The sequence below is a fragment of the Enterococcus sp. AZ048 genome (genome assembly GCF_051715125.1).
Lineage (GTDB): Bacteria > Bacillota > Bacilli > Lactobacillales > Enterococcaceae > Enterococcus_A > Enterococcus_A gilvus.
This window is the reverse complement of record NZ_JBIOTD010000002.1, coordinates 777,488-802,750: the sequence shown is the minus strand read 5'-3', so window position 1 is coordinate 802,750 and position 25,263 is coordinate 777,488. Positions and strand designations below refer to the sequence as shown.

15 protein-coding genes are annotated in these 25,263 nt (G+C 40.5%); 12 read left to right on the top strand and 3 right to left on the bottom strand.

Annotated features, from left to right (window positions below; all coding sequences use genetic code 11):
- Positions 1 to 19 precede the first annotated feature (19 nt).
- The 3 genes from IGI66_RS17560 (at position 20) to IGI66_RS17550 (ending at position 2,762) form a co-directional block, all read left to right on the top strand.
- Positions 20 to 673: a bifunctional 2-keto-4-hydroxyglutarate aldolase/2-keto-3-deoxy-6-phosphogluconate aldolase gene (locus IGI66_RS17560; protein ID WP_438849771.1), complete on the top strand. Its 654-nt coding sequence runs from the start codon at positions 20 to 22 to the stop codon at positions 671 to 673.
- On the top strand, positions 666 to 1,664 hold the full coding sequence (locus IGI66_RS17555) for a PfkB family carbohydrate kinase (RefSeq protein ID WP_438849770.1): 999 nt from the start codon (positions 666 to 668) through the stop codon (positions 1,662 to 1,664). Before IGI66_RS17560 ends, IGI66_RS17555 begins: the two co-directional genes overlap by 8 nt.
- Before the next feature lie 306 nt (positions 1,665 to 1,970).
- Positions 1,971 to 2,762 (top strand): DUF4931 domain-containing protein, encoded by a 792-nt coding sequence (locus IGI66_RS17550; RefSeq protein ID WP_438849769.1) that lies wholly within the window; start codon positions 1,971 to 1,973, stop codon positions 2,760 to 2,762.
- 89 nt (positions 2,763 to 2,851) lie between these two features.
- Here IGI66_RS17550 and IGI66_RS17545 read toward each other — a convergent pair whose 3' ends face one another.
- Positions 2,852 to 4,294, bottom strand: a complete 1,443-nt coding sequence (locus IGI66_RS17545; RefSeq protein WP_438849767.1) for a helix-turn-helix domain-containing protein — start codon at positions 4,292 to 4,294, stop codon at positions 2,852 to 2,854.
- Positions 4,295 to 4,531: 237 nt separating this feature from the next.
- On the opposite strand from IGI66_RS17545, the gene IGI66_RS17540 reads away from it, so the two are divergent.
- The 4 genes from IGI66_RS17540 (at position 4,532) to IGI66_RS17525 (ending at position 19,061) form a co-directional block, all read left to right on the top strand.
- Positions 4,532 to 10,009: a Cna B-type domain-containing protein gene (locus IGI66_RS17540; protein WP_438849766.1), complete on the top strand. Its 5,478-nt coding sequence runs from the start codon at positions 4,532 to 4,534 to the stop codon at positions 10,007 to 10,009.
- 152 nt (positions 10,010 to 10,161) lie between these two features.
- Complete coding sequence (locus IGI66_RS17535) at positions 10,162 to 10,836, top strand: helix-turn-helix domain-containing protein (protein WP_438849765.1); 675 nt, start codon at positions 10,162 to 10,164, stop codon at positions 10,834 to 10,836.
- 389 nt (positions 10,837 to 11,225) lie between these two features.
- Positions 11,226 to 12,803, top strand: coding sequence for a helix-turn-helix domain-containing protein (locus IGI66_RS17530; RefSeq protein ID WP_114525849.1), 1,578 nt, complete (start codon positions 11,226 to 11,228; stop codon positions 12,801 to 12,803).
- A 48-nt stretch (positions 12,804 to 12,851) separates the two neighbouring features.
- A complete protein-coding gene (locus IGI66_RS17525) occupies positions 12,852 to 19,061 on the top strand; it encodes a SpaA isopeptide-forming pilin-related protein (RefSeq protein ID WP_438849764.1) in 6,210 nt (2,069 codons plus the stop codon).
- A gap of 62 nt (positions 19,062 to 19,123) precedes the next feature.
- Here the strand turns inward: IGI66_RS17525 and IGI66_RS17520 are convergent, their stop codons facing one another.
- Both IGI66_RS17520 and IGI66_RS17515 read right to left on the bottom strand, forming a co-directional pair.
- Positions 19,124 to 20,425, bottom strand: a complete 1,302-nt coding sequence (locus tag IGI66_RS17520; protein WP_431380092.1) for a GHKL domain-containing protein — start codon at positions 20,423 to 20,425, stop codon at positions 19,124 to 19,126.
- A 20-nt stretch (positions 20,426 to 20,445) separates the two neighbouring features.
- Complete coding sequence (locus tag IGI66_RS17515) at positions 20,446 to 21,201, bottom strand: LytR/AlgR family response regulator transcription factor (protein WP_010778785.1); 756 nt, start codon at positions 21,199 to 21,201, stop codon at positions 20,446 to 20,448.
- A 342-nt stretch (positions 21,202 to 21,543) separates the two neighbouring features.
- Between IGI66_RS17515 and IGI66_RS17510 the strand changes: the two genes are divergently transcribed.
- The 5 genes from IGI66_RS17510 to IGI66_RS17490 all read left to right on the top strand — a co-directional run bounded on the left by IGI66_RS17510 (position 21,544) and on the right by IGI66_RS17490 (position 25,250).
- A complete protein-coding gene (locus tag IGI66_RS17510; protein ID WP_431380093.1) occupies positions 21,544 to 21,666 on the top strand; it encodes a hypothetical protein in 123 nt (40 codons plus the stop codon).
- A gap of 544 nt (positions 21,667 to 22,210) precedes the next feature.
- On the top strand, positions 22,211 to 23,755 hold the full coding sequence (locus IGI66_RS17505) for a BspA family leucine-rich repeat surface protein (protein ID WP_438849762.1): 1,545 nt from the start codon (positions 22,211 to 22,213) through the stop codon (positions 23,753 to 23,755).
- A gap of 13 nt (positions 23,756 to 23,768) precedes the next feature.
- A complete protein-coding gene (locus IGI66_RS17500; protein ID WP_438849761.1) occupies positions 23,769 to 24,059 on the top strand; it encodes a hypothetical protein in 291 nt (96 codons plus the stop codon).
- Positions 24,049 to 24,624 (top strand): WxL domain-containing protein, encoded by a 576-nt coding sequence (locus tag IGI66_RS17495; RefSeq protein WP_438849760.1) that lies wholly within the window; start codon positions 24,049 to 24,051, stop codon positions 24,622 to 24,624. The genes IGI66_RS17500 and IGI66_RS17495 overlap by 11 nt, the downstream gene beginning before the upstream one ends.
- 17 nt (positions 24,625 to 24,641) lie before the next feature.
- On the top strand, positions 24,642 to 25,250 hold the full coding sequence (locus IGI66_RS17490) for a hypothetical protein (protein WP_010778780.1): 609 nt from the start codon (positions 24,642 to 24,644) through the stop codon (positions 25,248 to 25,250).
- The last annotated feature ends 13 nt before the right edge of the window (positions 25,251 to 25,263 follow it).

Below are 25,263 nucleotides of genomic sequence, written 5' to 3'. Positions count from 1 at the left end.
CGGAGAAGGGTGCTGAAGAATGAAACGTGTAGAATTATTAACTAAAATTGAAGAAGCAGGGGTCATTGCGGTAGTTCGCGGAGCTTCTAAAGAACAAGGAAAACGATCCTGTGAAGCATTGATTCAAGGTGGAATAAAGGGAATCGAAGTTACTTTTACATTGCCTAATGCTGCAGAGGTTATTAGGGAATTACTTTCGGAGAACTTGGATTCTAGCGTAGTAATTGGTGCGGGAACAGTTTTAGATGTCACAACTGCCCGTTTAGCCATAATGGCAGGAGCTGAATTTATAGTTAGTCCGACCTTCGATCAGGCAACAGCAGAAGTTTGTAACCTGTATCAAATACCTTATTTACCAGGGTGTCTAACCGTAACGGAGATAAAAGAGTCTCTAAAAGCAGGCGTAGATATCGTAAAATTATTTCCCGGATCGGCATATGGTCCAGCAATCATATCTGCCTTCAAAGCCCCCTTGCCACAGATAAATATTATGCCAACCGGAGGGGTGTCGTTGGAAAACATGAAAGACTGGTTCAGGGCAGGTGTGGTAACAGTCGGCGTCGGGGGCAATCTGTTGAAGCCCGCTAAAACCGGAGACTATAAAGGTGTCACACGTATCGCTAAAGAATACATGACAGAATTTAAAAAGATTAAGGATGATCTTTATGACTAAAATATTGACACTGGGTGAGATCATGCTTCGCCTTTCCACCTGTAACAATGAACGTCTAAGTGACAATAATTGTCTCTTAGCCCATTTTGGCGGAGCAGAGGCCAATGTTGCAATCTCTTTAGCAAATTTTGGTCATGAAACGTATTTTGTCAGCAAAATTCCTGACGATGCATTAGGTTTTGGAGCAAAGCAGCATTTGATGAAATATGGAGTAAATGTGAATCATCTATTATTTGGCGGAGAACGGTTAGGCACATATTACTTAGAAACTGGATCAGGAATTCGTAGTTCTTCTGTTATTTATGATCGAAAATATTCAAGCTTCTCTCAGATGACTGAATTAGAATGGGACTTAGATGAGTTGTTTTATGGGATTGATGTTTTACATGTGTCGGGCATTACGCCAGCACTTTCCTTGAAATGGCAAGAGTTCGTCTTACTTCTATTAAAAGAGGCAAAAAAAAGAGAGATTACAGTTAGTTTAGACATCAATTATCGTGGAAAACTATGGTCAGTGTCGGCTTGTAGAAAATATATTCAAAAGATTGCTCCTTATATCGATTGGTGTTCAGCAGGGAAACTTGATGCTATTAATTTCTTTGAGATTACTGAAACTCCTAATGCGGACATTACTCATTATTATAAAAAAATCAAAGATATTTACCCCAATATTAAGGTTTTCTACTCAACAACGCGGAAAGTAATATCCGCTCAATACAATCGCCTACAAGGAAATCTTTTTATTGACGAAGCATTCGTTCGTTCAGATGAGATACAGCTAGATTCTATTGTTGATCGTGTAGGTGGTGGAGATGCGTACGCTGCTGGGATTTTACATGGATTATTGAGTAATTTGAGTCCTCAAGAAACCGTTGAGTTTGCGACTATAGCTGCCGCGCTGAAACATACGATATATGGAGATAGCAGCTCAATAAAACTTGACGATATAGAACGAACTCTGACTCAAAGAGATAAGGACGTTATGAGGTGAAAATTTTACTTAATATTGTCTTTTAGCAAAGTCTCTACAAATATAATTTTACCCAAAAGGGTAGTTTCTAGAGATTAACAAAAAAATTTTGCCGCAGAACATCTTTAATTCAGTAGTTTGCTTCAAGAATACTTATGATTAATATTTTTACTGAATGGGATGTCAAACACTTGTCTTTTCACTCCATTAAAATAATTTTCTCAAGTAGGAGATACGTCTGAAAAATGCTATCATAAAGGAATAAAAGACGATAGTTGGTCGTCAGCCGTTTTTGGTTGGCGGCGTTCAGATAGGAGTTGCAGATTCATGGAAAAAGGAAACGAAGAAGGGTCGCTTATTTTTTTGCCGCAAGCGGCAACTGGGAAACCGCAGCATTTAGGATCGGAGAAGGCGGGCTGTCCGTTTTGCGACTATGCGGAAGAGGAAAATATCCTGAGAGCGGAACAACAGATGTTTTGGATTCGCAATAAATTTCAAACGTTACAGGACACGGTCCAAACTCTGATCATCGAGAATCCGGATCACAATAAAGATATTTCTACCTATACAAACGAAGAAAATCGCGCCTTGTTCCATTTTGCCTTCGAGTGCTGGGCTGAAATGACCCGTGATCCGCGATTTGAATCGGTGCTTTTTTACAAAAATCACGGGCCTTTTTCGGGTGGCAGCTTGAAGCATCCCCATATGCAGATCGTTGGATTAGATGTGCTTGACGGGGAGGGGCAGATCCATGACGAAAACTTTACAGGTATCGATGTATTTTCCGAAAAAAATATCGCCATCAATTTCTCTACAAAGCCGATCATGGGGTTTCTTGAGATCAACCTTTTAGTGAACGCGGAAGCACCGGAAGCCATTGATTTACTGGCAGATTATGTGCAGAAGACCGTCAGTTATGTACTGAATACCTATCATCACGGGCGGTGCGACAGTTATAATTTGTTTATTTTTGAAGAAAAAAATCAATACAGGATCAAATTAACGCCGCGTTTCATCGTTTCCCCGTATTTTGTCGGGTACCGCCTGTCACAGAATTTTTCGGAGGAGCATTTGCTGGCTTTGAGGGAAGAATTTCGCAGGAGTTTGCTGGATGCGTAAACGATTTCGGTAATTGTTAAAAATAGACTGCTTCATATAGGCAAAGCGAGGATCAAGAAAATTTTCTTGATCCTCGCTTTTTATGCTTATTATAACCACTTTTGCACGATCTTTTTGAACACGTCTTCGAGCTTTTTCAGATCAATTTTTGGCAAATCAGATCTTATCACTACAAAATCTTGTTCCGCCGAGAGCTGAGATTCCAAATAGCTGGTGGTACTTATCGCTAAATCAGCGTCCTGTATGTCGGATACATAGTCGATGGTGTACTGATTTGAAAAATTAAATATAACACTATTCATCAAATAATTATGGTGGAGCTGTGAAAGATCAGAGTAAAAATAAATGCTTATTTTCGGTAAAAAATCCTTGATAGGTATGACATACATACATAACAATAAACTGCTTATTTTAAACTGAGACGTATCGAAAAAACGACTGTTCATTTTGAATGACGTCCAAAATTCGTAAAATTTCTGCATGTAGAAGGGTTGATTGCACGCAATTTTATCTAAATCAATGTTGAGAGATTTTTTTATTAAGTTTTCATCGATGTAAAACAGATGCTGCATGAGGTATTGCTTAAATAACTTTTCTTTGACAAATTGCTTGTTCTGATGAGAAAGCGGCACAAAAGAATATTGAAAGAGGGTCAGCCACAGCTCTGCCTCTTTGACAAATAACGGCAACGCGTCATAATTTGAATGCAATTCCATGCGAATGTTGTTGAAATCGTAACAATAAACAGATAGTAAAAAAAAAATCCAATCTCTCTGTGTCCAATCCATCAAAAATGATGGCTTATTCGTTACGCTTAAGAGATGAATCATTTGAGTTTGCTGTTCTGTAAATAGGATGTGTTTATTTTTTGCCGCTGCAGTACAATTCACGAATAATAGCACGGCCAATATTTCCCTCTGTGTAGGGATCAAATCAAACTGTAAAGCTTCTTCGATGTCCTTTGTCCGCTCGTAACAGCTTGTTTTTTGTTCAGAAGATAATCGAGGAATCCCTGAAAGCCTGCGATGGATAGAAAATAGAAATAAAAAAGTAAAATTTCTGATGGCTACTTCGCTGCCATTGATTTTTAGCACGCTGGAGAAAGAAATATGCAGCTTGTATTTATGCAGGTAATTGTTCAAATGCCGGACTTTTCTTTGCAGCGTGGATTCGCTGACGAAATTCTTTTTGCAAAAGACCGTCGTGATGATAAATCTTTCAAAGAGAATATCGGAATAAATATTGTAGGCTAAATCTTCTAAAAAGATATATTCAGTTATTTTTTGCAGATCATTATTTGTGGAGCACGTTAACTTGATTCCTTTATTTCTTACCATACTTAGTTCAACTTCGCCGTTTAAATAACAATGATTGGCTATTTCTCTTAACTCCTGACAGTTTTTCTTGACCATTTGGCTATTTGAGTAACCAAGCAGTTCAACAATTTTCTCACTTGATACATAGTCTTTTTGTTCATATAAGATACAAATAATTTCTTGCTTTAAACGCGTAGAGGAACTTAACCCAAACATATAGAGACACTCCCTGATAGCTTCTAATGGAACTCCGCATAGTGAGATACTAGCATACAAGAATTCCATTGTTAAATTAATATAGCAAATACTATAAGTCATATTTGATACTTTATTAGTTAGAAATAAGACTATAAATAGTTGTATGATAACCATTCTTTAAATTATAAAATAATATTAATATATATTTTTAATATATGGATTTTATTAATATTATTTTTAGAAGGAGTGGTTATAGTGGATAGGGAAGTGAAGATAAAGAAGTCTGTTATTTTGTTAATCGTTTTACTTTTAAATACGTTTGTTGGTCCTATCGTTGCGATTGCAGAAACATCTTCCGAACAACCGATAGAGAAATTAACTATACGTAAATTAGAAATAAGCCCAGCAACAGAGGGGGAACAGTACGCAGAGGTTCAAGTGGGAGCCGCTGTCGATAACCCGACAGATCAAGAGAAAACTTTCGTCCTGTCGTTGAGCGAGCCGGTTGAATTGATCAACGACGCTCAAAAAGAATTTTCAACGCTCTTATCTGAGGATAAGAAACAGGTGACGATTCACGCACAACCGAAAACGACGGTGGAAGGAAATATCCGTCTCCGCGTGAAAAAAGGGGAAAACGAACGTTCATTTAAGGTTCATTCTGCGAATCAAGAGCAAGAAGTGACGATTCCACCACTGACGATCCCTCAAAGTACGTCCTCTTCAAAAGAACCAACGAAAGAATCGTCAGAGTCAACGACCGTAACTTCCGCAAGCACAAGTGAACAAACAACTACGACCAGCACCACGACTCAAGAGAGCAGCAAGGAGAAAGAGAAATCTGTTGTTAGCAAGAAGGCAGCAATGTTAGCTGAAAGAGAACCGGTAGATATCAAAACGTTGTTTAAAGGAAATGAAAAATTTTTATCTGATGTAAAGATCGAGGTTTTCAATGGCAATGTTCCGATCGATTACGAGCACGAAACCGTTCCCTCTGACGCCACCATAAAACTCTCTTACAATTGGGAAATCCCGCAACGTCTGATCGACGAGAAGCTGATCAAAGGCGGGGATTATTACGAGACGAAGCTGCCAGATAATCTAAAAGTGAGAGCTCAAAGCGGAGAATTAAAAAACAGCTCCGGGGTTGTTTATGGGAATTACACCATCAGTGCAGAGGGCAAGGTGCGCTGGACATTTAACCAAAAAGTCGAGCAGGAAAATGACATCTCAGGAACACTGTTTTATGCGGAACAATTAAAAGAGGAAAACAATGCGGGAGAAACAACGATCAAAGTCCCTCTCGATGAAGGGACTAAAGAGATCAAAGTCACCGTTCGGCCAAATGGCGGCAACTCAATAAGCAAATTGGGCACCAAAGGGTCAGACAATCGCTCAATTCGCTGGGATGTCTCCATTAATACGAATTTGAATGTATTAAAAAATACCACGGTGACGGACCCTCTGCCGGAAGGGTTGAACTTAGCGGATTTAAAAATCTATCCTCAAGAAATAAATCTAAAGGGAGAGGTCGTAAGTGTAGGAACCACTCCTTTAGTTGAAGGAACCGACTACACACGTGAAGGAAATGTCGTCACGTTCATCGGCAACTATGCGGAGACAGCGAAATCTTTCAAGCTGGTCTATCAAACGACAGTTGATGAGAATAAAATCCCCTATGAAGGCGGGGAGCTTTCCTTCAAAAATACAGCAACAATAACCAACGGGACAGATGTAAAATCGGCAGATGCGCAAGTGAAGCTCCAATTTGGAAAGCTCATTTCTAAATCGAATGGCGTACGAGATACCACTGAAAACGGACAAGTTTACAAATGGAAAATCGCATACAATCAAGGATATAAAAAGCTTCCCGCGGGATCGTATGTGAAGGACACTCTTGTAGGAGACTATGCAGAGTTTGTCAAAGGGTCCGTTGTTGTAAAAACAGTAAGTGGGACAACTTTAGTCGAAGGAACCGATTATTCCCTTGTTTTTGATGGAAAATCAATGACAGTCACCTTCTTAAAAGAAGTCTCTACAGCTATCACCATTGACTACAAAACAAAACTGACCGTTATCGTTGACGATAATTTTGATGGAAGCACGTTAAAAAACGAGGTCATCACAGATGGCGGATATAAAGGGTCTGGTAGTGGAACGATTGAAAAAAATGGTGTCGTTAAGGACGCTTCTGTGGATTATCAAAATCGAAAAATCAATTGGACGATCACGGTCAATCGCTTCAACTATGACATGCTTAACTGGAAGTTAGAAGACACGATGTCTGAGGGGCTGGTCTTCAATAAAGAGAGCTTCAAGATTTTCGAACAAGGCTCAAAGATACCCTTGCAGCTTGGCGTTGATTATGAATTTGTTGGAGAACCCACAGATAAAAAATTCAATGTTCAATTCATCGGGGCTTTGGCTGACCCCGGGACCAATAAAACCTATGTGATCAGCTACGCGACCGATTTTGCCAGAGAACAAGAGAAATTTACCAACACGGCTGTTTCAAAGTGGAAGGATGCGGATGGCAAGGATCATCAAAATACCGGGAAAAAAGATCAAACAGTTACGAAAAATTACGTGGTGGACGCTTCAAAAGGCGGGGAATACAATGCGCAAACGAAGCGGATCAAGTGGACAACCATCGTTAATTACAATCAACAAACGATAAAAAACGCGACTATCAGCGATCCGATCCTCGGAGATCAAACCTATGTACCGAACAGCGCCAAATTATATGAAGTTACCATCAATCCTGATGGCTCCGTAAAACTTGGAACAGAAGTGGCAAACGCAGCCGCGGAATCGGCGGAGACCGTCTCTGCGAATTTGCCAGATGGCTCAACCAAAGCGTATGCGCTGGTCTTCGAGACAAGTCTTGAAGGGTCATTGATCACAGACAAGCCATATTTGAATAAGGCAACTTTTCAAAATGATGGCAAAAGTAAGGCAGTGGAAGCCTCTGTCAAGGCATCAAATGGGGGAAGCTACGCTGTAAAATCAGGGGAACAAGACAGCGGAAATATGAATTATGTGAACTGGTCGGTCGTGATCAACCCTTCGCAATCCACCCTAGATGATGTGGTCATCACGGATGAGCCTTCAGTAAATCAAGTGATCGACCAAGCGTCTATAAAGATTTTTGAAACCGTCATAGATGCGGCAGGCAACATTTCAAAAAATACGAATAAAACGTTAGAACAAGGAAAAGACTATTCTGTCGATGTACAGACGGACAATGAAACCGGCAAACAAGTAGCAACAATCAAACTGCTGAAAACGATCCACACGGCGTATATGCTAGAATACCGGTCATTAATCAATTCAAGTCTCTTGACGGATGAAGTCACGAATAAGATTTCGATCAAGGGAATGAATGAAAAAACGATTCAACAGGAAACGACTACTAAACAAAAAGTGATTGTTTCTGGTGGAAGTGCACAAGGCTCAGCGGCTTCTGTTACACTCGTCAAAATCGACAAGAACAAAGGCGATAAGACACCTCTAGCTGGAGCAAAACTGGAACTGTGGACCCGAGATGAGAAAGGAAACAAGGCACAACTCGTTCGTTCAGGAACCACGGATGAAAAAGGAGAGCTGAAATTTGGAAACTTGCGTGCAAATTACGATTATTTGCTGATTGAGACGCAGGCACCAGATGGTTTTACAGTCAGCCAAGAGCTGCGGGATGGAAAAGTCGTGAGATTTAATCCAGACACCGAGACGGCACAATTTGCGGAAATGTTCGTTGAAAACGATCTTCCGAGAATTTCGTTTAAGAAGGTCGATGGAGAGACTAAGAAGGGGTTGTCGGGAGCCGTCTTCGCGATCAAGAATGCGAAGGGCGATTATTACAATGGAGTCACTGCCGCTAACAAAGTCCAATGGGTCAGCAGTGAAGACAAGATCTCCGAAGAAGTGGCGAAGTCACTAACTTCTGATGCAACAGGAACGGTGACCGTTACAGGCCTAAAGGAAGGAACCTATTCAATAAAAGAAATTTCCGCGCCTCCCGGCTACGATCGAGTGACGCAGGAACATTCTTTTGAACTCATTAGCGATCAAGGGGTCATAAAATTAACGCAGCCCATTCAAGATATCGCCAATGAAAAAAAGCAGTACGTCAATGTGCCGATCAAAAAGATTTGGGATGATGCCAATAACCAAGATGGCAAACGACCAGAAAAGATTGCATTTACGCTGGTAGCCAATGGAAAGCCAACCAAAAAAACACTGACAGTCACTGCTTCCGCCAACTGGTCAGGAGCGTTTGAAAACTTAGAAAAGTACGATGAGGCAAAAAAAGAAATACTATATTCGGTCAAGGAATCTGACGTTCCAAACTATGAGCCAACCAGCATCTCTCCCGATGGAAAAGGTGGGTTTGAGGTTACCAATTCCCATAAAGCTGAAGTAATCTCAGTTCAAGGAAAAAAAGTATGGGACGATGCCGACAATCAGGATGGTAAGCGGCCAGAAAAAATCACGGTAAATCTTTTGGCAGATGGCAAGTCTGAACAGTCTCAGTCTAAGGATGTATCCGAAGAAACCAACTGGGCATATGAGTTTACCAATTTGCCTAAATTCAAAGATGGCAAAGAAATCAAGTATAGCGTGATGGAAGGCTCTGTGACAGATTATACGCCGACGATTACGGATTTCACGATTACGAATAAGTATATACCAGGAAAAACCAGTGTCTCTGCAACCAAACACTGGGACGATGCTGATAATCAAGATGGACTGCGCCCAGAAAAAATTCACCTCCAATTGTATGGAGATGGATTGAAAGTCGGGAAAGAAGTGGCGCTGAGCCAAGAGAATCACTGGTCAACTACCTGGAACGATTTACCCGTAAAATCGAAGGGCAAAGAAATTCAGTATACCGTTGGTGAAGTTGGAACGATCAACGGGTATAAAGGAACCGTAGAGGAAATAGCAAAAGGGACTTTCGCCCTGACCAATTCCCATACTCCTGAAACAACACAAGTTACTGGAACAAAAACTTGGAAAGATAAGAACAATCAGGACGGGCTTCGACCTGCGTCGATTCATATTCGATTATTAGCCGATGGAAAAGAAGTTGCCGAAAAAGAGGTTCGCGCTGAAACGGGCTGGACATACCAATTTACAGATCTTCCGAAGTATCAGGATGGCAAGAAAATAAGCTACGCCATTCAGGAAGATCGCGTTTCTCATTACAGTACGACGGTCAACGGCTTCAATCTAATAAATAGCTATACACCTAAAAGAACAAGTATCAATGTTTTGAAAGTGTGGGACGATTTTGGAGATCAGGAGGGGCTTCGACCAGAGCGCATCCGTGTTCAATTGTTCGCTGACGGAAAACAAATGGACAAGGAATTGGTTTTGACCAAAGCGACAAACTGGCAGGGAGATTTTTCAGACCTGCCGCTAAGCAGTCAGGGAAAAGCGATCCACTATACGATTAAAGAAGTTTCTATCAAGGGCTATAAAGCAACAATCACTGGAAATCAGGATCAAGGCTATGTTTTAACAAATACACATGTGCCTCCTGCTCCTTCCTCACCTAAAAATCACGGGGGAGGCGGCCATTCATTTAAAGGAGACAACAGTGCAACCAACTATAAAACAAGTCTTCCTAGAACAGGAGAAAAGGGATCGCGTGCTCTTCTAATCCTGGGTCTGGTGCTCGTTGTAGCAGCAGGGATATTTCGTTACCGGATACGAGCTAAAAAGAGTTAATCCTACGTTTCTTTTTAAGAATAAAAATTGAGGTCAAGAACGTGGATAAGCGTTGTGAAAGCAAGGAATGATCCTTTAAAAAAAACAAAGTCGGTCCCTGTCCCATTCAACAGATTACTGATGAATGGGACTTTTTTAAGGAGAGAAAAGAAATGATTTTAATGTTAACCAGAAATGTAAACAAGGAAGAGACCCTCAAGTCGCTATTGGAGACGCTAGGCTATGATGTCTTTTGTTCGGCTCATTTATTGGGTGCACTACTAAATAGAAAAAAAGAGACAGACCTACTCCACTTTTTTCCTATTCTCTTTCTCAGCGAGACAATTTTTGAAAGTGAAGTCGAGCAAGTCATAAAGCTGCTGGGAGATGCCCCTCAGTTTATCGTTAGAATAACAAATAATGTGTCAGACGTACCAAAAAGAACAAGCGACGAACGGGTGTATCAGCTTCCCGTTTCGGTTGGTTTGGAAGAGCTGCGCGATACCTTGGATACAATGTACGTAGCTCGTTCGCAGCAGAATTATGAAGCCAAGGGGGCAAGAATATCTCTGAGCACTTTGGAAAAGAAAATTGTCCGTCAATTGTACGATACCTTTCCTGAAACGGTGACACGTGAGTATTTGATTTTGCAGCTTTGGGGAGACGAGGAGACCACAAAATCGAGATTGTCCAGCCTGTCAAATTGTGTCCATAGTATAAATAACAAATTTGAGCAAATCTATCCGTTGGAAGACGAAAAAGCCGTCCGAACCATTTGGCGGAAAGGCTATTATTTAGACGAAACAATCTATTCCGCCATAGAAGAAGGCCGTTTGACCATTATGTGAGTCATAGAAGGAGCTTCGTTTGGTTAAACAACGTGTAAATAGAGCGAGATATTCAATTTTTTATTTCTAAGTTCTTTCAGAACACGGCGGATGAAAAAATACAACGATTCATTATCTTTCAAAAAAAGATCTATTTCTTACAAAAGTAAGAATAGATCTTTTTATTTGTATAGAGAATTACTTGTTTATCTCGTTAATCCTTCTGTGGCTTTTGAAGAATAAAATGAAACTCTGCTGTTATGGTCAATTTTATAAAATTATTTGAGAAAAATTGAAATGAAGGCGATTTTCTGAGCAGTTCATTATCCATTTTTTAGTTAATTTACTATGATGATGCCGAAGGATTGCTTATTTTATCATTAAATTTTTCTTTTAAAAGAGGGGATCAAATGTCAGAAGCAAAAAGAGATTTTTTTGAGGAACTCTTCGATCGCACGACTTTTCACCAGCGACGGATGGTTCTGTTATTAAATGAAACGAATGGGCATTGGGTAACGGCAAAGTGGTTGAGTGAACAATTGTCCATGAGTATGCGTACAACGCTAAGCGTCATGAATGAACTCGCGGATAAGATTAATGAGATCGATCCTGAGAAATTCCATTTTGAGTTTTCTCGAGGTCGCGGTGTACGTTTGGTGATCGAGCGAGACGCAGATGTCCATCAACTGGCTGCAGAAGTTGTTCGGAGCTGTCATACAGTCAGGATTTTTGAGGCTTTACTTACAGAAGAATTCGATAGCGTTAGAAATTACGCTCTGGATCATTTCATTAGTGAGTCTACCGTTCGAAGATGCCTCGCAAGAATTCAAAACCTTCTGGAACGCTACCATATTTCGTTGGGAAGAGAGAATAGTCAATTGGTTGGTGAGGAGCAGCAAATTCGGATGTTCATGATGACCTTTTTTTGGAGTATTTATCGTGGCAGAAGCTGGCCCTTTGCCCACGTTAACGAGCAACGAATCGAACGTTATGTGGATCATGTGTTAAATAGTGAATTCACCGTTTATCCGAAGATTCCCTATGCTTATAAAAAACAAGTCGCGTATATTTTCGCCGAAGGAATTATTCGCGCGCGAAAGGGAAAGCGGGTTCGTTTCGATCCAGAAGTCGAAAGGCAGATTACAGACAATGTATTGTATCCGCGCTTTAAAAAAATCATGAGTGAAGTCGATGGTGTGGTGGATATCCAAATAGCTGAAATACCTTTCTTTTTTTTGGTTTGGTTGTCGATGTCCAAAACGATCGAGATTTTCACCGAGTCGGTTCTGAGTAAATTGATGCAGGAGCAAGCAGAAAAACAAACGCAGATTTACTTAGCGACGGAATTGATGCTGACGCGTTTTCAAGAAGAATACTTTACTATTCCTGAAGAAAAGCGCTGGCACTTTCAAGCGTGTGTATTAGCGAACAATTGTTTTGCCTACTATTTTAAAGGGTTCAATACGGATACTACCGGAAATACCTATAAGGAGATTTTTTCTAAAAATTTCCCGTGTCTGATCGAGAAAACAGCGCGTTTTATTGACGTGTTGTATGAAGAATCAAAAAATCCGATTTTTTTGGAAAAAGAGTATTTATTGATTCCGTATTTAAAGAATATTTTATTTTTGGATAATCCCTGCAGATACGAAGTTCCTATTTCAATATTAGTAGAGAGTGATATGCCAAATTTATTAACAAACAATCTGATCCAGCAACTCAATGGCTATTTTCATTACCTTTACAACATAACGGTCGCAAACAGTCTTGAAGCGGAAGCGAAGGAAGTGGATATTCTTGTAACCACGGGAATCTTGAAGGACATCGAAAAGACCTATCCAGAGGCGCAGGTCGTTGTCGTCGGAAAGAAATTATCGGTGGGGGATATGGAGAAAATTTCACAAACACTTGGGGAAGTGTCTGAGAAAAAACACATCGATTGGGTACTTCAGAAAAGGAATCTGGAAGATGCTTTTTTTGAAAACTAAAGCGAAAAGAGTCTGATATAACTAAAAACAATAAGGAGGAGTTAAAAGATGATGAATAAGAAACTGCAACAAGGGATGTACGGATTTATGGCCGTTTTGATGTTGCTTAACGCGTTCGCACCACTCAAGATATTTGCCGAAGCACGAGATGTTTCTGGCTTACATTTAGAAAAAATCACACCAGGATCGGACAGCGACTCACTGGATGTCACTGTCACGATTAACGAGTTGCAGGAAGAGGCGGAGGTCTATGCATCACAGCCTATTATTCAACAGGCTGCCTTCGATCAAGCGGGTCACTTAACAGAGTTGCCTGTCAAGAACAATCAAGTGATCACTGTTCCCAAAGATATCACAAGGTCAGGAGTGATTCATCTAACACTCGGAGAAACGAAAAACCTAACGTCGATCGATCTAAATTATGAAAATCAAAAAATCAGCTATCCTCTAGAATCCGCTGAAGAACACTCAGAAGAACCAATGACCTCACCTTCGGAGGAGAAGCAGGTGCCTGAGACCGGCAGTTCGGAAGCAATTTCTGAGACGACCACTTCTGAGACGAGCGGTACACCTAGCAGCTCTACAGACGAAACACAAACAAGCGACACTCCATCTTCTACGGATACAACAAAACCTGCTAAAAAAGCAGTTGTGAAAGATAATACGAATGGTCCAACAGATATTCGCAGCTATTTTCCAGACGGGGCAGGCACGATCATCACCCATTCGAAATTAACCTTCTTAGATGAGAAGGGAAATGTCATCGAACCGCCAGTTAAAGCAGACACCACCGTGCGTATCGCCTACAACTGGCAAATTCCTGAAGCAGTTCGCCAGAAAATCCAAGCTGGAGATTATTTCGATTTTCATTTACCAGAGGAATTGAAGCCTAACCGTGCTACTTCTGGGGAACTGAAAAATGACGACGGGGACGTGTATGCAACGTATACCCTTGATACCGAAGGAAATATTCGCTTTACTTTTACCGAAGAAGTCCAAAACCAAAGCGATATCGAAGGTCGCTTTCGATTCGATACGACGATCAAGAAGGAACACATCGACGGTCCTGGAGACATTACGATCCATTATCCTGTCAAGGATGACCTGCCGCCAGTGAAGGTCGAGATTCGTCCAAACACAGAAACCTCGATTGATAAGCAGGGGCATTTTGACCGTACGCCTAATCCTAAACAGGTGGAATGGACAGTAGATGTCAATCAGGCGATGAATGTATTAGAAGACGCGACGATCACGGAAAAGTGGCCGACAGGAATCACTTTTCAATCCGCGAAGGTCATGGAACTAATAATGAATCTTGATGGGACGGTTAAAGAGACGGGCCGGGAACTGTCTCCAAGCGAATATACCGTAGATGCCAATGGCAACATCGTGATTCCAGGAAAAACGAGCAGCGCCTATCGCATCCTCTATCAAACGACCATCGAGGATTTCGCAAAGCCTGAGAATGGCGGGAAAATCAGTTTTACGAACACAGCGAAATTGACGGACAAAAAGAACGACGACGGTGTCGATGCGAAAGCAACCGTGACGACGAATGTTGGAAAGCCCCTCGAGAAGAACCGGACCGGCTACGATGCTGCCAAGCAAGAATTTAGCTGGGGAATCAAATACAATTACAATGAGAAAAAAATTGCCAAAGACAACGCTGTTTTGACAGACACCATCAGCAAGAATATGACGCTGGTGGATCGCTCTGTAACGGTTTTCCCTATTGCCTTTAACGAACAAGGGGCGGAAGTCAAAGGGACTCCCTACATAGAAGGGACCGACTACGTCTTAGAGCCAGATGCTTCTGGGCATGGATTCGTTCTTCGGTTTTTGAAAGACGTGGAGCGAGCGCTGCGTGTCGAGTATAAGACGAAAGTTGACGGCATCGTGACAGACCCCACGCAGGTGACCAACAGTGTGGCCGATGGAACCGGTCAAAAGGGCGGAGACAAAGGAACAGCCCAACAGCAAAATGTCATTAAACGAATCAGCGACATCAACTATAACACCAAAGAAGTCGGCTGGAAGATCGCGATCAATAAAAACCATTACGAAATGAACGAGTTATTTTTGAAAGATCGCTATTCACCCACACCTGGGTTGATGATGGCATCTGACGGCGGCACGTACAAATTCAACATTCGAGATGTCACGAAGAACGTTGTGCTGACGCCAGGTAAAGATTATGACCTGACGATCGTCAAAGATAACGAAGGCAACGAACTAGGCTTCAATGTTCAATTCAAAAACGACTATAAGCAGACGTCTTCCGAGTTTGATTTGGCGTATTATACACACTTTGAAGTCAATCAGCTAGACCCGAATGACCCTGCAAAAGACCGCTTTAAAAACAATATGGCGGCTGAATGGACATCGGAATTCGGGAAGAAGCATACATCTAACGACAACCAAGACTTTCGTCCAGTCGTTCCATATCAGCTAAACGCCCAAAAGAGTGGGAAATACAATGCGCAAAACAAGCATATCACGTGGACGATCGCGGTTAACCACAGCCGCAATCCATTGGTCAATGCAGAGCTGACCGACACGATCAAGGACAATCAGACCTATGTAAAAGGCTCCGTTAAAGTATACGAAGCGTCGGTTCAAAAGAATGGAACCGTTGTGAAAAAACAACCAGAAATACTAGTGACTGGAGATATGAAGAAGGTAGCTGAGCCAGACAGCCGCAATAATCAAACCTTAACGATCGCTTTTCCAGAAGGAGCCGAACAACTCTATTTGATTGAATTTGAGACGTCTCTCGAAGGAAAGATCATCGAAGATTCGAAACAATATATAAACACTGCTCAATACGAAAACAATAATCGAAAACGAGAGGTCGTTGGGGAAGTTGGAATCACGAATGGTGGAAAATATGTTCAAAAAGCAGGAACCCAAAACAAGCAAAATCCCGATTATGTGGATTGGCAGGCCATCATTAATCCATCACAATCAACGCTGAAAAACGTGGTCATCACAGATCGGCCAACGGAAAACCAAGTGATCGATCATTCATCGATTCGCCTATATGAGACGAGTGTGGCAGTAAATGGTACGATCACACCCAATTACGAGAAGCCGTTGATGCTGGATACGGACTATACTGTCTCGCTGGACACGAACAATGAAACAGGAAAACAGACGTTAACGATCAACATGTTAAAAGATATCCACACAGCTTATCAGTTAGTCTATAGCAGCTACATCACCTCAAGTGCCAGTGGCAGTAAAGACACGGTATCCAATAAAATATCAGTCACTGGGGACAATGACAAGGTGATCGTTGGCGGCGAAGGCAAAGATGTCACTGTGGAGATCCATCACAGTGAAGGCTCCGCAAAAGGAAAAAAAGGAAAACTGATGATCCAGAAGACAGAAGCCGAGACACAGAAGAAGCTGAGCGGTGCTCATTTTCAATTGTGGAATACAACAAAGACACAGCTTCTGCGTCAAGGAGAAGTTTCTAACGAAGGACAATTAATATTTGGAAACCTGCCTTACGGAGAATATTTATTGATTGAGACTGATGCACCTGAAGGGTTTACCATTTCTGATGAGCTGGCAGCAGGTCGGAGGATCACGATCAACGACGACACCTCTTCAGTAAATGCGCAGCCAATGACTATTCCAAATGAACGAAACAAAGTCATTTTGCAAAAGACCGATGAACAAGGCAACCCGATTACTTTCGGTGGGGCGATTCAAAAAGGTGCGCGCTTTAAATTGGAACGTTTCAATAGACTGTCGCCAGAGGGATCGTTATGGGAAGAAGTTTCCTTGAAGCAAGACCGATTGGACAATAACGGTGTTCTGGAAATCGACAGCTTGCCGCTGGGGCTGTACCGATTAACAGAGCTTGAAGCGCCAGTCGGCTATCTACTGAACACAGATCCGGTGCATTTCCAAGTCTTTCGGAATGGGGACCACCAGCTTCCGAAGGTTCAATTGACCTTCAAAAATTATCAAGGCGAAGCCGAATTAATCAAAAATGGAAAGGACGGCAATCCATTAGCGGGTGCGACCTTCGATGTGCTAGACAGCAAAGGCACGAAAGTCAACACGCAGCCGCTTGTTTCTCAAGCAGATGGGAAAGTCGTTATTTCAGGATTGGCTCCCGGCGAATACACCTTTGTTGAAACGAAGGCACCAGCAGGCTATATCAGAAATACGAAGCCTGTGCCTTTTTCGATCAACGCAGAAGAGCACAACAAACCGGATCGAGTGACGACACAACCAAATGGCTCCCCCTTACAGTTAGTCAATGAACAAGGCGAAGCCGAATTTATCAAGAAAAACAAAGCCGGTGAAACATTGTCCGGTGCGACGTTTGATGTTTTAGATGAACAAGGAAAAAAGGTCAATCCGCAGCCAATCACGTCGGATCAAAAAGGGAAAGTCCGCGTTGACCGCTTAGCTCCGGGAAACTATACCTTTGTGGAAACCAAAGCGCCAATAGGATATCTGCTCAATAAAAAACAACAGAAATTTACGATTAAGGAAGCAGCCAAGGGCTCTGTATCCGCGGTCGAATTATCAGACTTTGTCAACTACCAAGGATCTTTCCAACTCGTGAAGCGAAATACCGCGTATGAAGCGTTAGCCGGTGCGGAATTTACGCTGTATAATCAGCAAAAGCAATCGTTAGGCAAAAAAGCGGTCAGCGACAACGAGGGAAAGGTCACCTTTGACCATTTGGCTCCCGGAATTTATTACTTCAAAGAAACGACTGCACCAAAAGTATCGGAAGGCGCCGACTATGTCGTCAATCCCGCGCTGATCGAGGTAAAAATATCGGAAGCAGTCGAGGGCGAACCACAGCAGATCGAAGTAGGGGATTTCCAAAATTTTCATGGGAAAGCCCAGATCACGAAAGTCGGCGATGGGGGTTCCATCGCCGGGGCCCAGTTCAAGCTGACGCGGATCGTGGATGGCAACGAGCAGTTCGTGAGAACAGTCGTTACACCTGAAAACGGCGTCTTAGACATTTCAGGCTTGGGGGCGGGAAGCTATAAGTTAAAAGAAACTCAAGCAGCTCCTGGGTATATAAAGAACGAGCAACCCATCTATTTTGTGGTTCAAGACAATGATGACAAAAATCCAACCATTGACAATCTAGATTTCAAAAACTACCAGGCTGAAGGAAGCGGAAAAAAAGTCGATGAGAACGGAAATGCATTGGCCAGAGCAGAATTTCAGATATACAAAGCAGAAGATTCGAGTCGCGTACCTGTGAAGGTGATCAACCGCGACGGCAAAGAAACCGAAACGATAGTATCTGGCGACGATGGCAAGATCTATTTCAAAGGATTAAGTGAAGGTCACTACGTAATAGTGGAAACAAAAGCACCAAAAGGTTATATCCAAGATACGACCCCGCATCCATTTGAGGTCAAAGAGCATCAAGGCAAACCAGAAGCAATCGAGCTAGGTAACTTAACGAACGCTCAAGGAGCGATTTCCGTCGTCAAGAAAGATGAGCAAGGGCAACCATTGAAGGATGCTGAATTTGAAATCCGTGACCAAGATGGAAAGATTCAAACCGTTCTTGACGCTGATGGAAACAAAACAGAAAAACTTGTTTCTAGCAACGATGGAACAATACAAGCGTTCGGTTTAGCTCCCGGTAAATACAAATTGATTGAGACCAAGGCACCAAAGAATTATCTACGAAATAAAAAAGCAATGCCATTTGAGATCGCTGCTTCAATTGAAGGGAAACCAGAAATTCTTCAACTAGAATCCTTCATTAATTACCAAGGTTCAGTTCAATTGAAGAAAGTATCTGAATCCGGTCAAGGCTTATCTGATGCCGTCTTTGACTTATATCATGAAGATGGAACGAAGATAGAAGGTTACACAACGGATAAAGATGGGGTGCTTACTATCGAAGGGTTGGCGCCGGGAAATTACTATTTTGTGGAAGCCAGAGCACCGAAAGGCTATGTTCTTAGCAAGGAAAAACGGGCATTCACGATCGCCGCCGCTGCCAAAGACAAACCCAAGCCAACAGAGGCCGGAGAATTTGTCAACCAAGCAATCACCAAACCAAAAGAAAAAGAAACACCAAAACAACCGCCCAAAAAAATAGGGAAATCAGTGCTTGTCACAAACCGAAAAGGAACTAAGACATATTCAAGCGCCAGCAGCTATCCTCAAACCAATGATTCGAATAGCCATTGGCTATTCGTGCTGGGTGTAGGAATTATTACTGGAGCAGGACTGATTTATTTTAGAAGAAGGAAGTAACAAAAAGAGTTCCACTGCTTTTTAGTAGTGGGACTCTTTCATTTTTTTAAAACCGATCCCATTCAACTAGAATAGCTTACTACCAATTCGGAAATAAATGTATGATTCGTCTGTTTGATATACAAATTTATATACTCTGATTCGCGAGTAATTTTTTTAATCGTATTTAGCCCAATCCCTTTATGACCAATTTTTGTTGTAAATCCTTTTTTTAAAAGAGCATCTAACTCAACTTTTTTATCAACTGGATTTGTAATAGAAAAGCATAGAGTATCTACTCCGTCATTTTCTACAGTAAGTTGGATTATTTTTTTCTGATTGTCGCCATCCAGATCGATTGTCGTTTCAAGAGCATTATTTAGTAAAATGGAAACACATCTTACGAGATCGACACTGTCGACGCGTAAATTTTTGGGGATTGAGTCAAGTTTGAGTTTGACAGAGAGGTTATTTTTGGAGCATTCTTTTAAAAAATTGAGGATCAAACCTTGAATGGGCAGATTTTCTAGGCGATTAATCTGCGCGTATTCATTTGATGAAAACATATCTTGGGAATCTGCGATGATTTGGTTCAGTAAGATCCGCGCATCGGTAATCGAGTTTTCTTTTAAACAATTATCCAGAGCTATAAGCAGCGCCTTGAAATCATGCTGAAACTCATTTGAGATTTCACGTTTTTTTTGATCAATGAGATAAGCCTCTGACAGTATTTCTAACTCATCATTTTTTTTCTGATATTCAAAAGAATTATGAGTGATGACCGTTATCAATAAACAAAGAATATCTATGTATAATACAGTGTAAAGTAAGATTTTAACATTTTGATCAATCGTTGCTTGAATATACAAGACAATAAGTGCGATAAAAACTATTAAAATCGCAATGGAAAGAAAGCGGAGTTTTCTATTCTGATAGACAAAAAAATTCCAAAAGTGTGTTTTCTGATTTATCAATTTTAGAAAAAAATAGCACAAAACCAATAATAAGTTTTGAACAATAAAAAGCGTCAAAACTACATAGGAACTTCGAGTTAAAAAAGGAAAATCAGGGATTAATATTCTTGGAATATCAACGGTCAGAAACCAAGTATTCATAATCAAACAGAGCTGCATTACAAAAAAAAGTGTAGGCAATATCCAACTGTTAAATTTTTTAGTTATCATAAAGAACTGAATCGTACCATATGGAAAAATAAAATATGTGATATAAGCATCTTCAGTAAATAGACCAATCACACTGCAGATGAGAAGAATTAACATTAGCAGAGCTGCATTTCTTTTGCTGTAGATATTTATTTTTTTTCCGATGAGAACGGTTGTTAATAAATTGCTGGCCAACAACCCGGCTCGAATATAACTAGCCAAAGCCTTTTCCCCCAATGTTTTTAATAAGAAATCTCCGTGATTGCTTTTTTTAATTTATCGATGGATTTTACTCCTAACTCTAAAATATCTCCATTAGCAAAACCGACATATTGTTCTTCTCTACTCCATTCAGTAATCGTATTTAGATTAATAATGTATGCTCGAAAGCCTCTAAAAAAGAATGGTTGATAGAAAACATTCTTGAATTTCTTTAAGGTTCCATCAACGATCAAATCTTCATCCATCGTTTTAACCAATACAGAATTTTTATATCCATTTATACTCTTTAAGTAAATTATGTCTTTAACAGGGATCACGATCTGTTTGTTTTGAACGGAAAAGGACGTGAAGTCGGACGACTGCTGCCTCTTCATTTGATGTAAAACAATCTCCTCCAGTGTGCGAGTCAAAGACTCATTGAAAAGTCGGTCATCTATTTCTTTGACAATATAAGCCCAAGGATAAATATTTTTATTAATAATGGAAATGGCGTTGTCCTCCAAACCAGTGAGGTACAGAATGTAGCATTTTGAGTTTTTTGAGCGAATGGTTTCTCCAATATCTATTCCTGTAAAAAAGGCGTTTAGATCAATATCAAGGATAAAAATATCATTATCTTTGATTTCCATTTGAGAGATTTTTTCATAAAATCGTTGTGGATAATCAACAATGATAGGGTTCAGATTTGAATATTTTTTCTTCTGATTGAGTGAATCAATGAGGGCCGAAACTTTTTTTTCAATCACAAAGCTATCATCCACTATATATATATCCATCACAACACACCTCTATAATTGTTTTATACAAATTTAAATAGCAGTACCTGAAACTTCACTAACGGGTACTGCTATCGAAGAAGTTAGTTAGAATTAATCTAACCTAAGAAATCATATAATTCATAGGAATAATTCTCAATATACATAAACCGTTTACAATGACTTTGGTCGATTTTTTTCCATTTTAAAACGTTTAAACGGATTTTTGTGAAAAAATATAGGGAAAGGATCGGTGAAAACGGTTCTTTCGACCTTCCTAGGTTTGTTAAAAGAAACTATGATAAACACTTAAAAAATGGAGAGTCATTAAATAGGCAAGCATTCGAATTAGGGGGAACCATCATGACTGAAGCGGAATATACCCGTGCATTATCTGTACTAATTAAAGAAAGCAAGGTGGATTTTCACGAAGAGGAAGAACTAATTTCCTTTTTAAAAGAGGCATTGGTCTTTTATAGTATCTGACTTGAATGAGACTATTTTATTAAAGAAAGGAGAACAGGAAAATCAGAATAGGTATTTTACTGTTTCTATTTAGTGTTTTCTTCCTATTATCTGCTTGTCAACGCACGCCAGATACAGCTGATCAACAATATGAATCGTCAGTAAGTTCAGAGGAGTTTGATCAGCAGGAGCCTGATTGGGACCAAAGATTTTCTGAATCATCTCTTAAGAAAAAAGAGTATTCAGATTTGGGAAAAGAGAAAGCTAACTATTATAGAAATAAATATAAGAGGCCATAATTAGTTGAAGAATAATCAAAATCCACGATCATGATCGTGGATTTTTGCCGTAAGCTTCTTTGTAAACGGTTTAATTTTCATTTTTTCTTTTATACAAGTAAGTAAAATACGTTTAAGCATGATCGATGAGAGGACAGTACTTATCGTATAAATGCAAAACGAAAGGAAGGAGATTGAATGATCCGTATTTGGCTGAAGAGACGAAGGAGATTTGAGCGGCTAAAAGTCTCATTGAAGAATGCTGGATTCAAAAGTGTAGTAAAGGTATGAAAAAAATTCTATTAGGGACGATTTGTTTATGTGCGATTTCGGGTTTTCTAATTCACGATACGAGTTATGCGAAGGCTAATAGTTTCGAGTACGTATCGGAAGAGAAGATAAGCGCACCTACTTCAACAAACAATGCGCAATCATCAACAACTCAAACAAGCGAGGAGCATCAAGAAACGCAGACGAGTTCTTCAGAGGCGAACATACAGGTAGAAGACACGTTGGAACCAGCAAGACAGGAAAAAGCATCGGTAGTCACTGATTCATGGGGGACAACCACATGGGTATTTGATCCTGCCAGTGGAAAGCTCTCATTTACCACTGGAGGAATGCTGGGCGAGACCGCAAGCTCTCCTTGGAACCGTACGGATGCGAAAAAAATTGATCCCACTCAGGTAAAAGTAATTGCGTTTACCCAACCGATTGAAGCACCAGTAAATTCATCGTTTCTATTTTCTAAAGAACAAGAGACTAATGCGGCACCTGTAACACTATCAAATTGTAGTCGTTTCGAGGGGATAGAGAACCTTTCTACCAGTAGGGTCAGTTCGATGAAGGGGATGTTCTACAATATGAACAATCTTGAAGCGCTAGACGTTTCGCATTTTAGAACCGATAACGTAACGAATATGAACATGCTTTTCAGATACTGTTATAAATTAAAAAGTATGGATCTTTCTAATTTCGTGACGACTAATGTGACAAATATGGCGCAAATGTTTGATTTCAATCAGAGTTTAGAAACAGTCACTGTCAGTAGTTTTGACACAAGCAAGGTTTCCGATATGCGCTGGATGTTCTACAAAAATTTTGCGTTGACCACATTGGATATTTCGAATTTTGATATGCGACAGAAGCCAAATATGCACCGTATGTTCGTCGAAGATGCCAGTCTGCGGACGTTTATTCTAGGCCCAAATTTTCGAGTGAACGGCAATACGACAGATTTGCCAGCAATCACGCAATCTGGATATACAGGAAATTGGAAAAAAATTGATGGACAAACAGTCGGGACGACCTCGGAATTTTTAAACAACTATGATGGAACGAATCCGGGCACCTATGTTTGGGAAACCTCCGTTGACCCTCTTGATCCATCAGATGGGAATCAGCGAAGCCTAGTATTGACAGCTGTTCCCACTGCTTTTGATTTTCAGACAGAGTTAAAACCAAAATCGTATCGTCTTTCGCAGAATCTAACAAACCAAGCTGTTGAAATCTACAATGATCGATTGGCACGTGATTGGAGTGTAAAAGCTTCCATTTTAAATAATCAACTAACACTTGAAAACGCGTTGAACGAATATTTGCCTATCTCTTCTTTTAAGATCAATCAAGTAGAACTAACGGGTACAGGAAATCAAGGAATCATTGTGCAGTCAGTGACGGATAAAACGTTGTCTAACAATGTAGGTGTGATGAAGCAGCCGATCTCACAAGCTTCTATTGATTTCCAGGATGAGAATGGCCGGTTAAAGGCGTCGAATACGTTGAAAGCCACAATTAATTATCAGTTATACAATACGCCAAATGCGGATTAAGGCGAAGAAGAAAATGAGAAGAAAGAAATTCTGCCTATACCTCGGAGTGCTAATTTTTCTATGGGTGACTACTACTGCTGGATATGCGCAAGAACAACCTATTGATGACACTGGAAATCAAGAAGCGACCTTAGTCATTACCCGCCCATCAAAGGAATCCTTTAGAAATACACTATACGAAACACTTCCCAAAACCAATGAAAAACAGTCAAGATACATCCAAAAAGTTGGTCTGATGCTGTTTTATTTAGGTATAGCAAGTATGTGCTATCGAGGGTGGCGAGGAAGAAAATATGAAAATTAAAAAAATACTTATCAGTATTTTTTTACTAGGATCATTGGTTATGCAAATAACTGTTTTCGCTGATGGGTCCTTAGAAGAAAAAAGTACCCCGATAGAAGTAAAAATCAAACCAAAAGAGCTTTATTTAACAAAGATAGCCCCACTAGATTTTGGGAAACAGGAACAGCAAACCGATGCATTTGTTTTAAGACCCAAGGAAGACTTTACTGTTCAAGTGATAGATAAACGTGGCTCGAAAGGCGATTGGTCTCTATACTATCAATTCGAACTGTTTAAAAATGAAAAAAAACAAGTGTTGCCGACGAGGGTGATTCTTGGGGCAGGGACATTGACCACAAAAGATCAGTCCAACAAAACAGATATTTATCGTTCCTACAAGGCAGATAGTAATAGTCAACAATCAAAAGCTCTTTTAGTCAAAACAAAGGTTTCAGAGCTAAATATGCAGTATGAGTATCGGATCAGAAAAGAGAACATTATGTTGAATGTACCGAAAAACACGCCTGTAGGCAGTTATCAAGCAGAACAAAAACTATTATTGGTAGAAGAACCAAAAATCGAGTAGCAAGAATGGAGAAAAAAATGAAAACAACCACAAAATTATGGACAGGATTACTTATCGGCACTATTTTAACGGGAGGATTTCAAAGTATCGCGCTAGCGGATTCGGTTACAGGGCAAACAGGGTCAAGTCCTGCAAATGTCAAGGTACTTGATAATGATACCCCTGTCGACCCGCTAGACCCGACAAAACCTGATCAAGATGAATTAACATTGGAAAGTGTTCCAAATGCATACAATTTTGAAACAACTGTTAAAAATGGCAAGTACACGATTGATGGCACCTTAAAAGATCAAACCGTCGATGTCTTTAACAATCGTTCTAGTAGAACTTGGTCGGTGAAAGCGAATGTTGTCAATAACTCGATCACAGCAAACAATTCAGCAAAAGATACTTTTTCTATCACGAACTTCAAAATCAATGACATTGCGTTGACTGGTACTGGCGCACAAGGAATCATTGCGAAATCAGATGCTGCTCCAACAAAAGAAAACAATACAGGATTACTCAAAACGGCTGTCGATTCCGCATCTATTGGATTTACAGACACGAACAATGTGTTAAAGGCAGGGGATACATTAACTGGGACGATCTCTTATCAACTATACAATACGGCAGATGCACAATAATACAAGTGCGATA

Coding starts and splice junctions, on each gene's coding strand:
- IGI66_RS17560 (WP_438849771.1), top strand. CDS start 20: ATGAAACGTGTAGAATTATTAACTAAAATTGAAGAAGCAGGGGTCATT.
- IGI66_RS17555 (WP_438849770.1), top strand. CDS start 666: ATGACTAAAATATTGACACTGGGTGAGATCATGCTTCGCCTTTCCACC.
- IGI66_RS17550 (WP_438849769.1), top strand. CDS start 1,971: ATGGAAAAAGGAAACGAAGAAGGGTCGCTTATTTTTTTGCCGCAAGCG.
- IGI66_RS17545 (WP_438849767.1), bottom strand. CDS start 4,294: ATGTTTGGGTTAAGTTCCTCTACGCGTTTAAAGCAAGAAATTATTTGT.
- IGI66_RS17535 (WP_438849765.1), top strand. CDS start 10,162: ATGATTTTAATGTTAACCAGAAATGTAAACAAGGAAGAGACCCTCAAG.
- IGI66_RS17530 (WP_114525849.1), top strand. CDS start 11,226: ATGTCAGAAGCAAAAAGAGATTTTTTTGAGGAACTCTTCGATCGCACG.
- IGI66_RS17525 (WP_438849764.1), top strand. CDS start 12,852: ATGATGAATAAGAAACTGCAACAAGGGATGTACGGATTTATGGCCGTT.
- IGI66_RS17515 (WP_010778785.1), bottom strand. CDS start 21,201: ATGGATATATATATAGTGGATGATAGCTTTGTGATTGAAAAAAAAGTT.
- IGI66_RS17510 (WP_431380093.1), top strand. CDS start 21,544: ATGACTGAAGCGGAATATACCCGTGCATTATCTGTACTAATTAAAGAA.
- IGI66_RS17505 (WP_438849762.1), top strand. CDS start 22,211: ATGAAAAAAATTCTATTAGGGACGATTTGTTTATGTGCGATTTCGGGT.
- IGI66_RS17500 (WP_438849761.1), top strand. CDS start 23,769: ATGAGAAGAAAGAAATTCTGCCTATACCTCGGAGTGCTAATTTTTCTA.
- IGI66_RS17495 (WP_438849760.1), top strand. CDS start 24,049: ATGAAAATTAAAAAAATACTTATCAGTATTTTTTTACTAGGATCATTG.
- IGI66_RS17490 (WP_010778780.1), top strand. CDS start 24,642: ATGAAAACAACCACAAAATTATGGACAGGATTACTTATCGGCACTATT.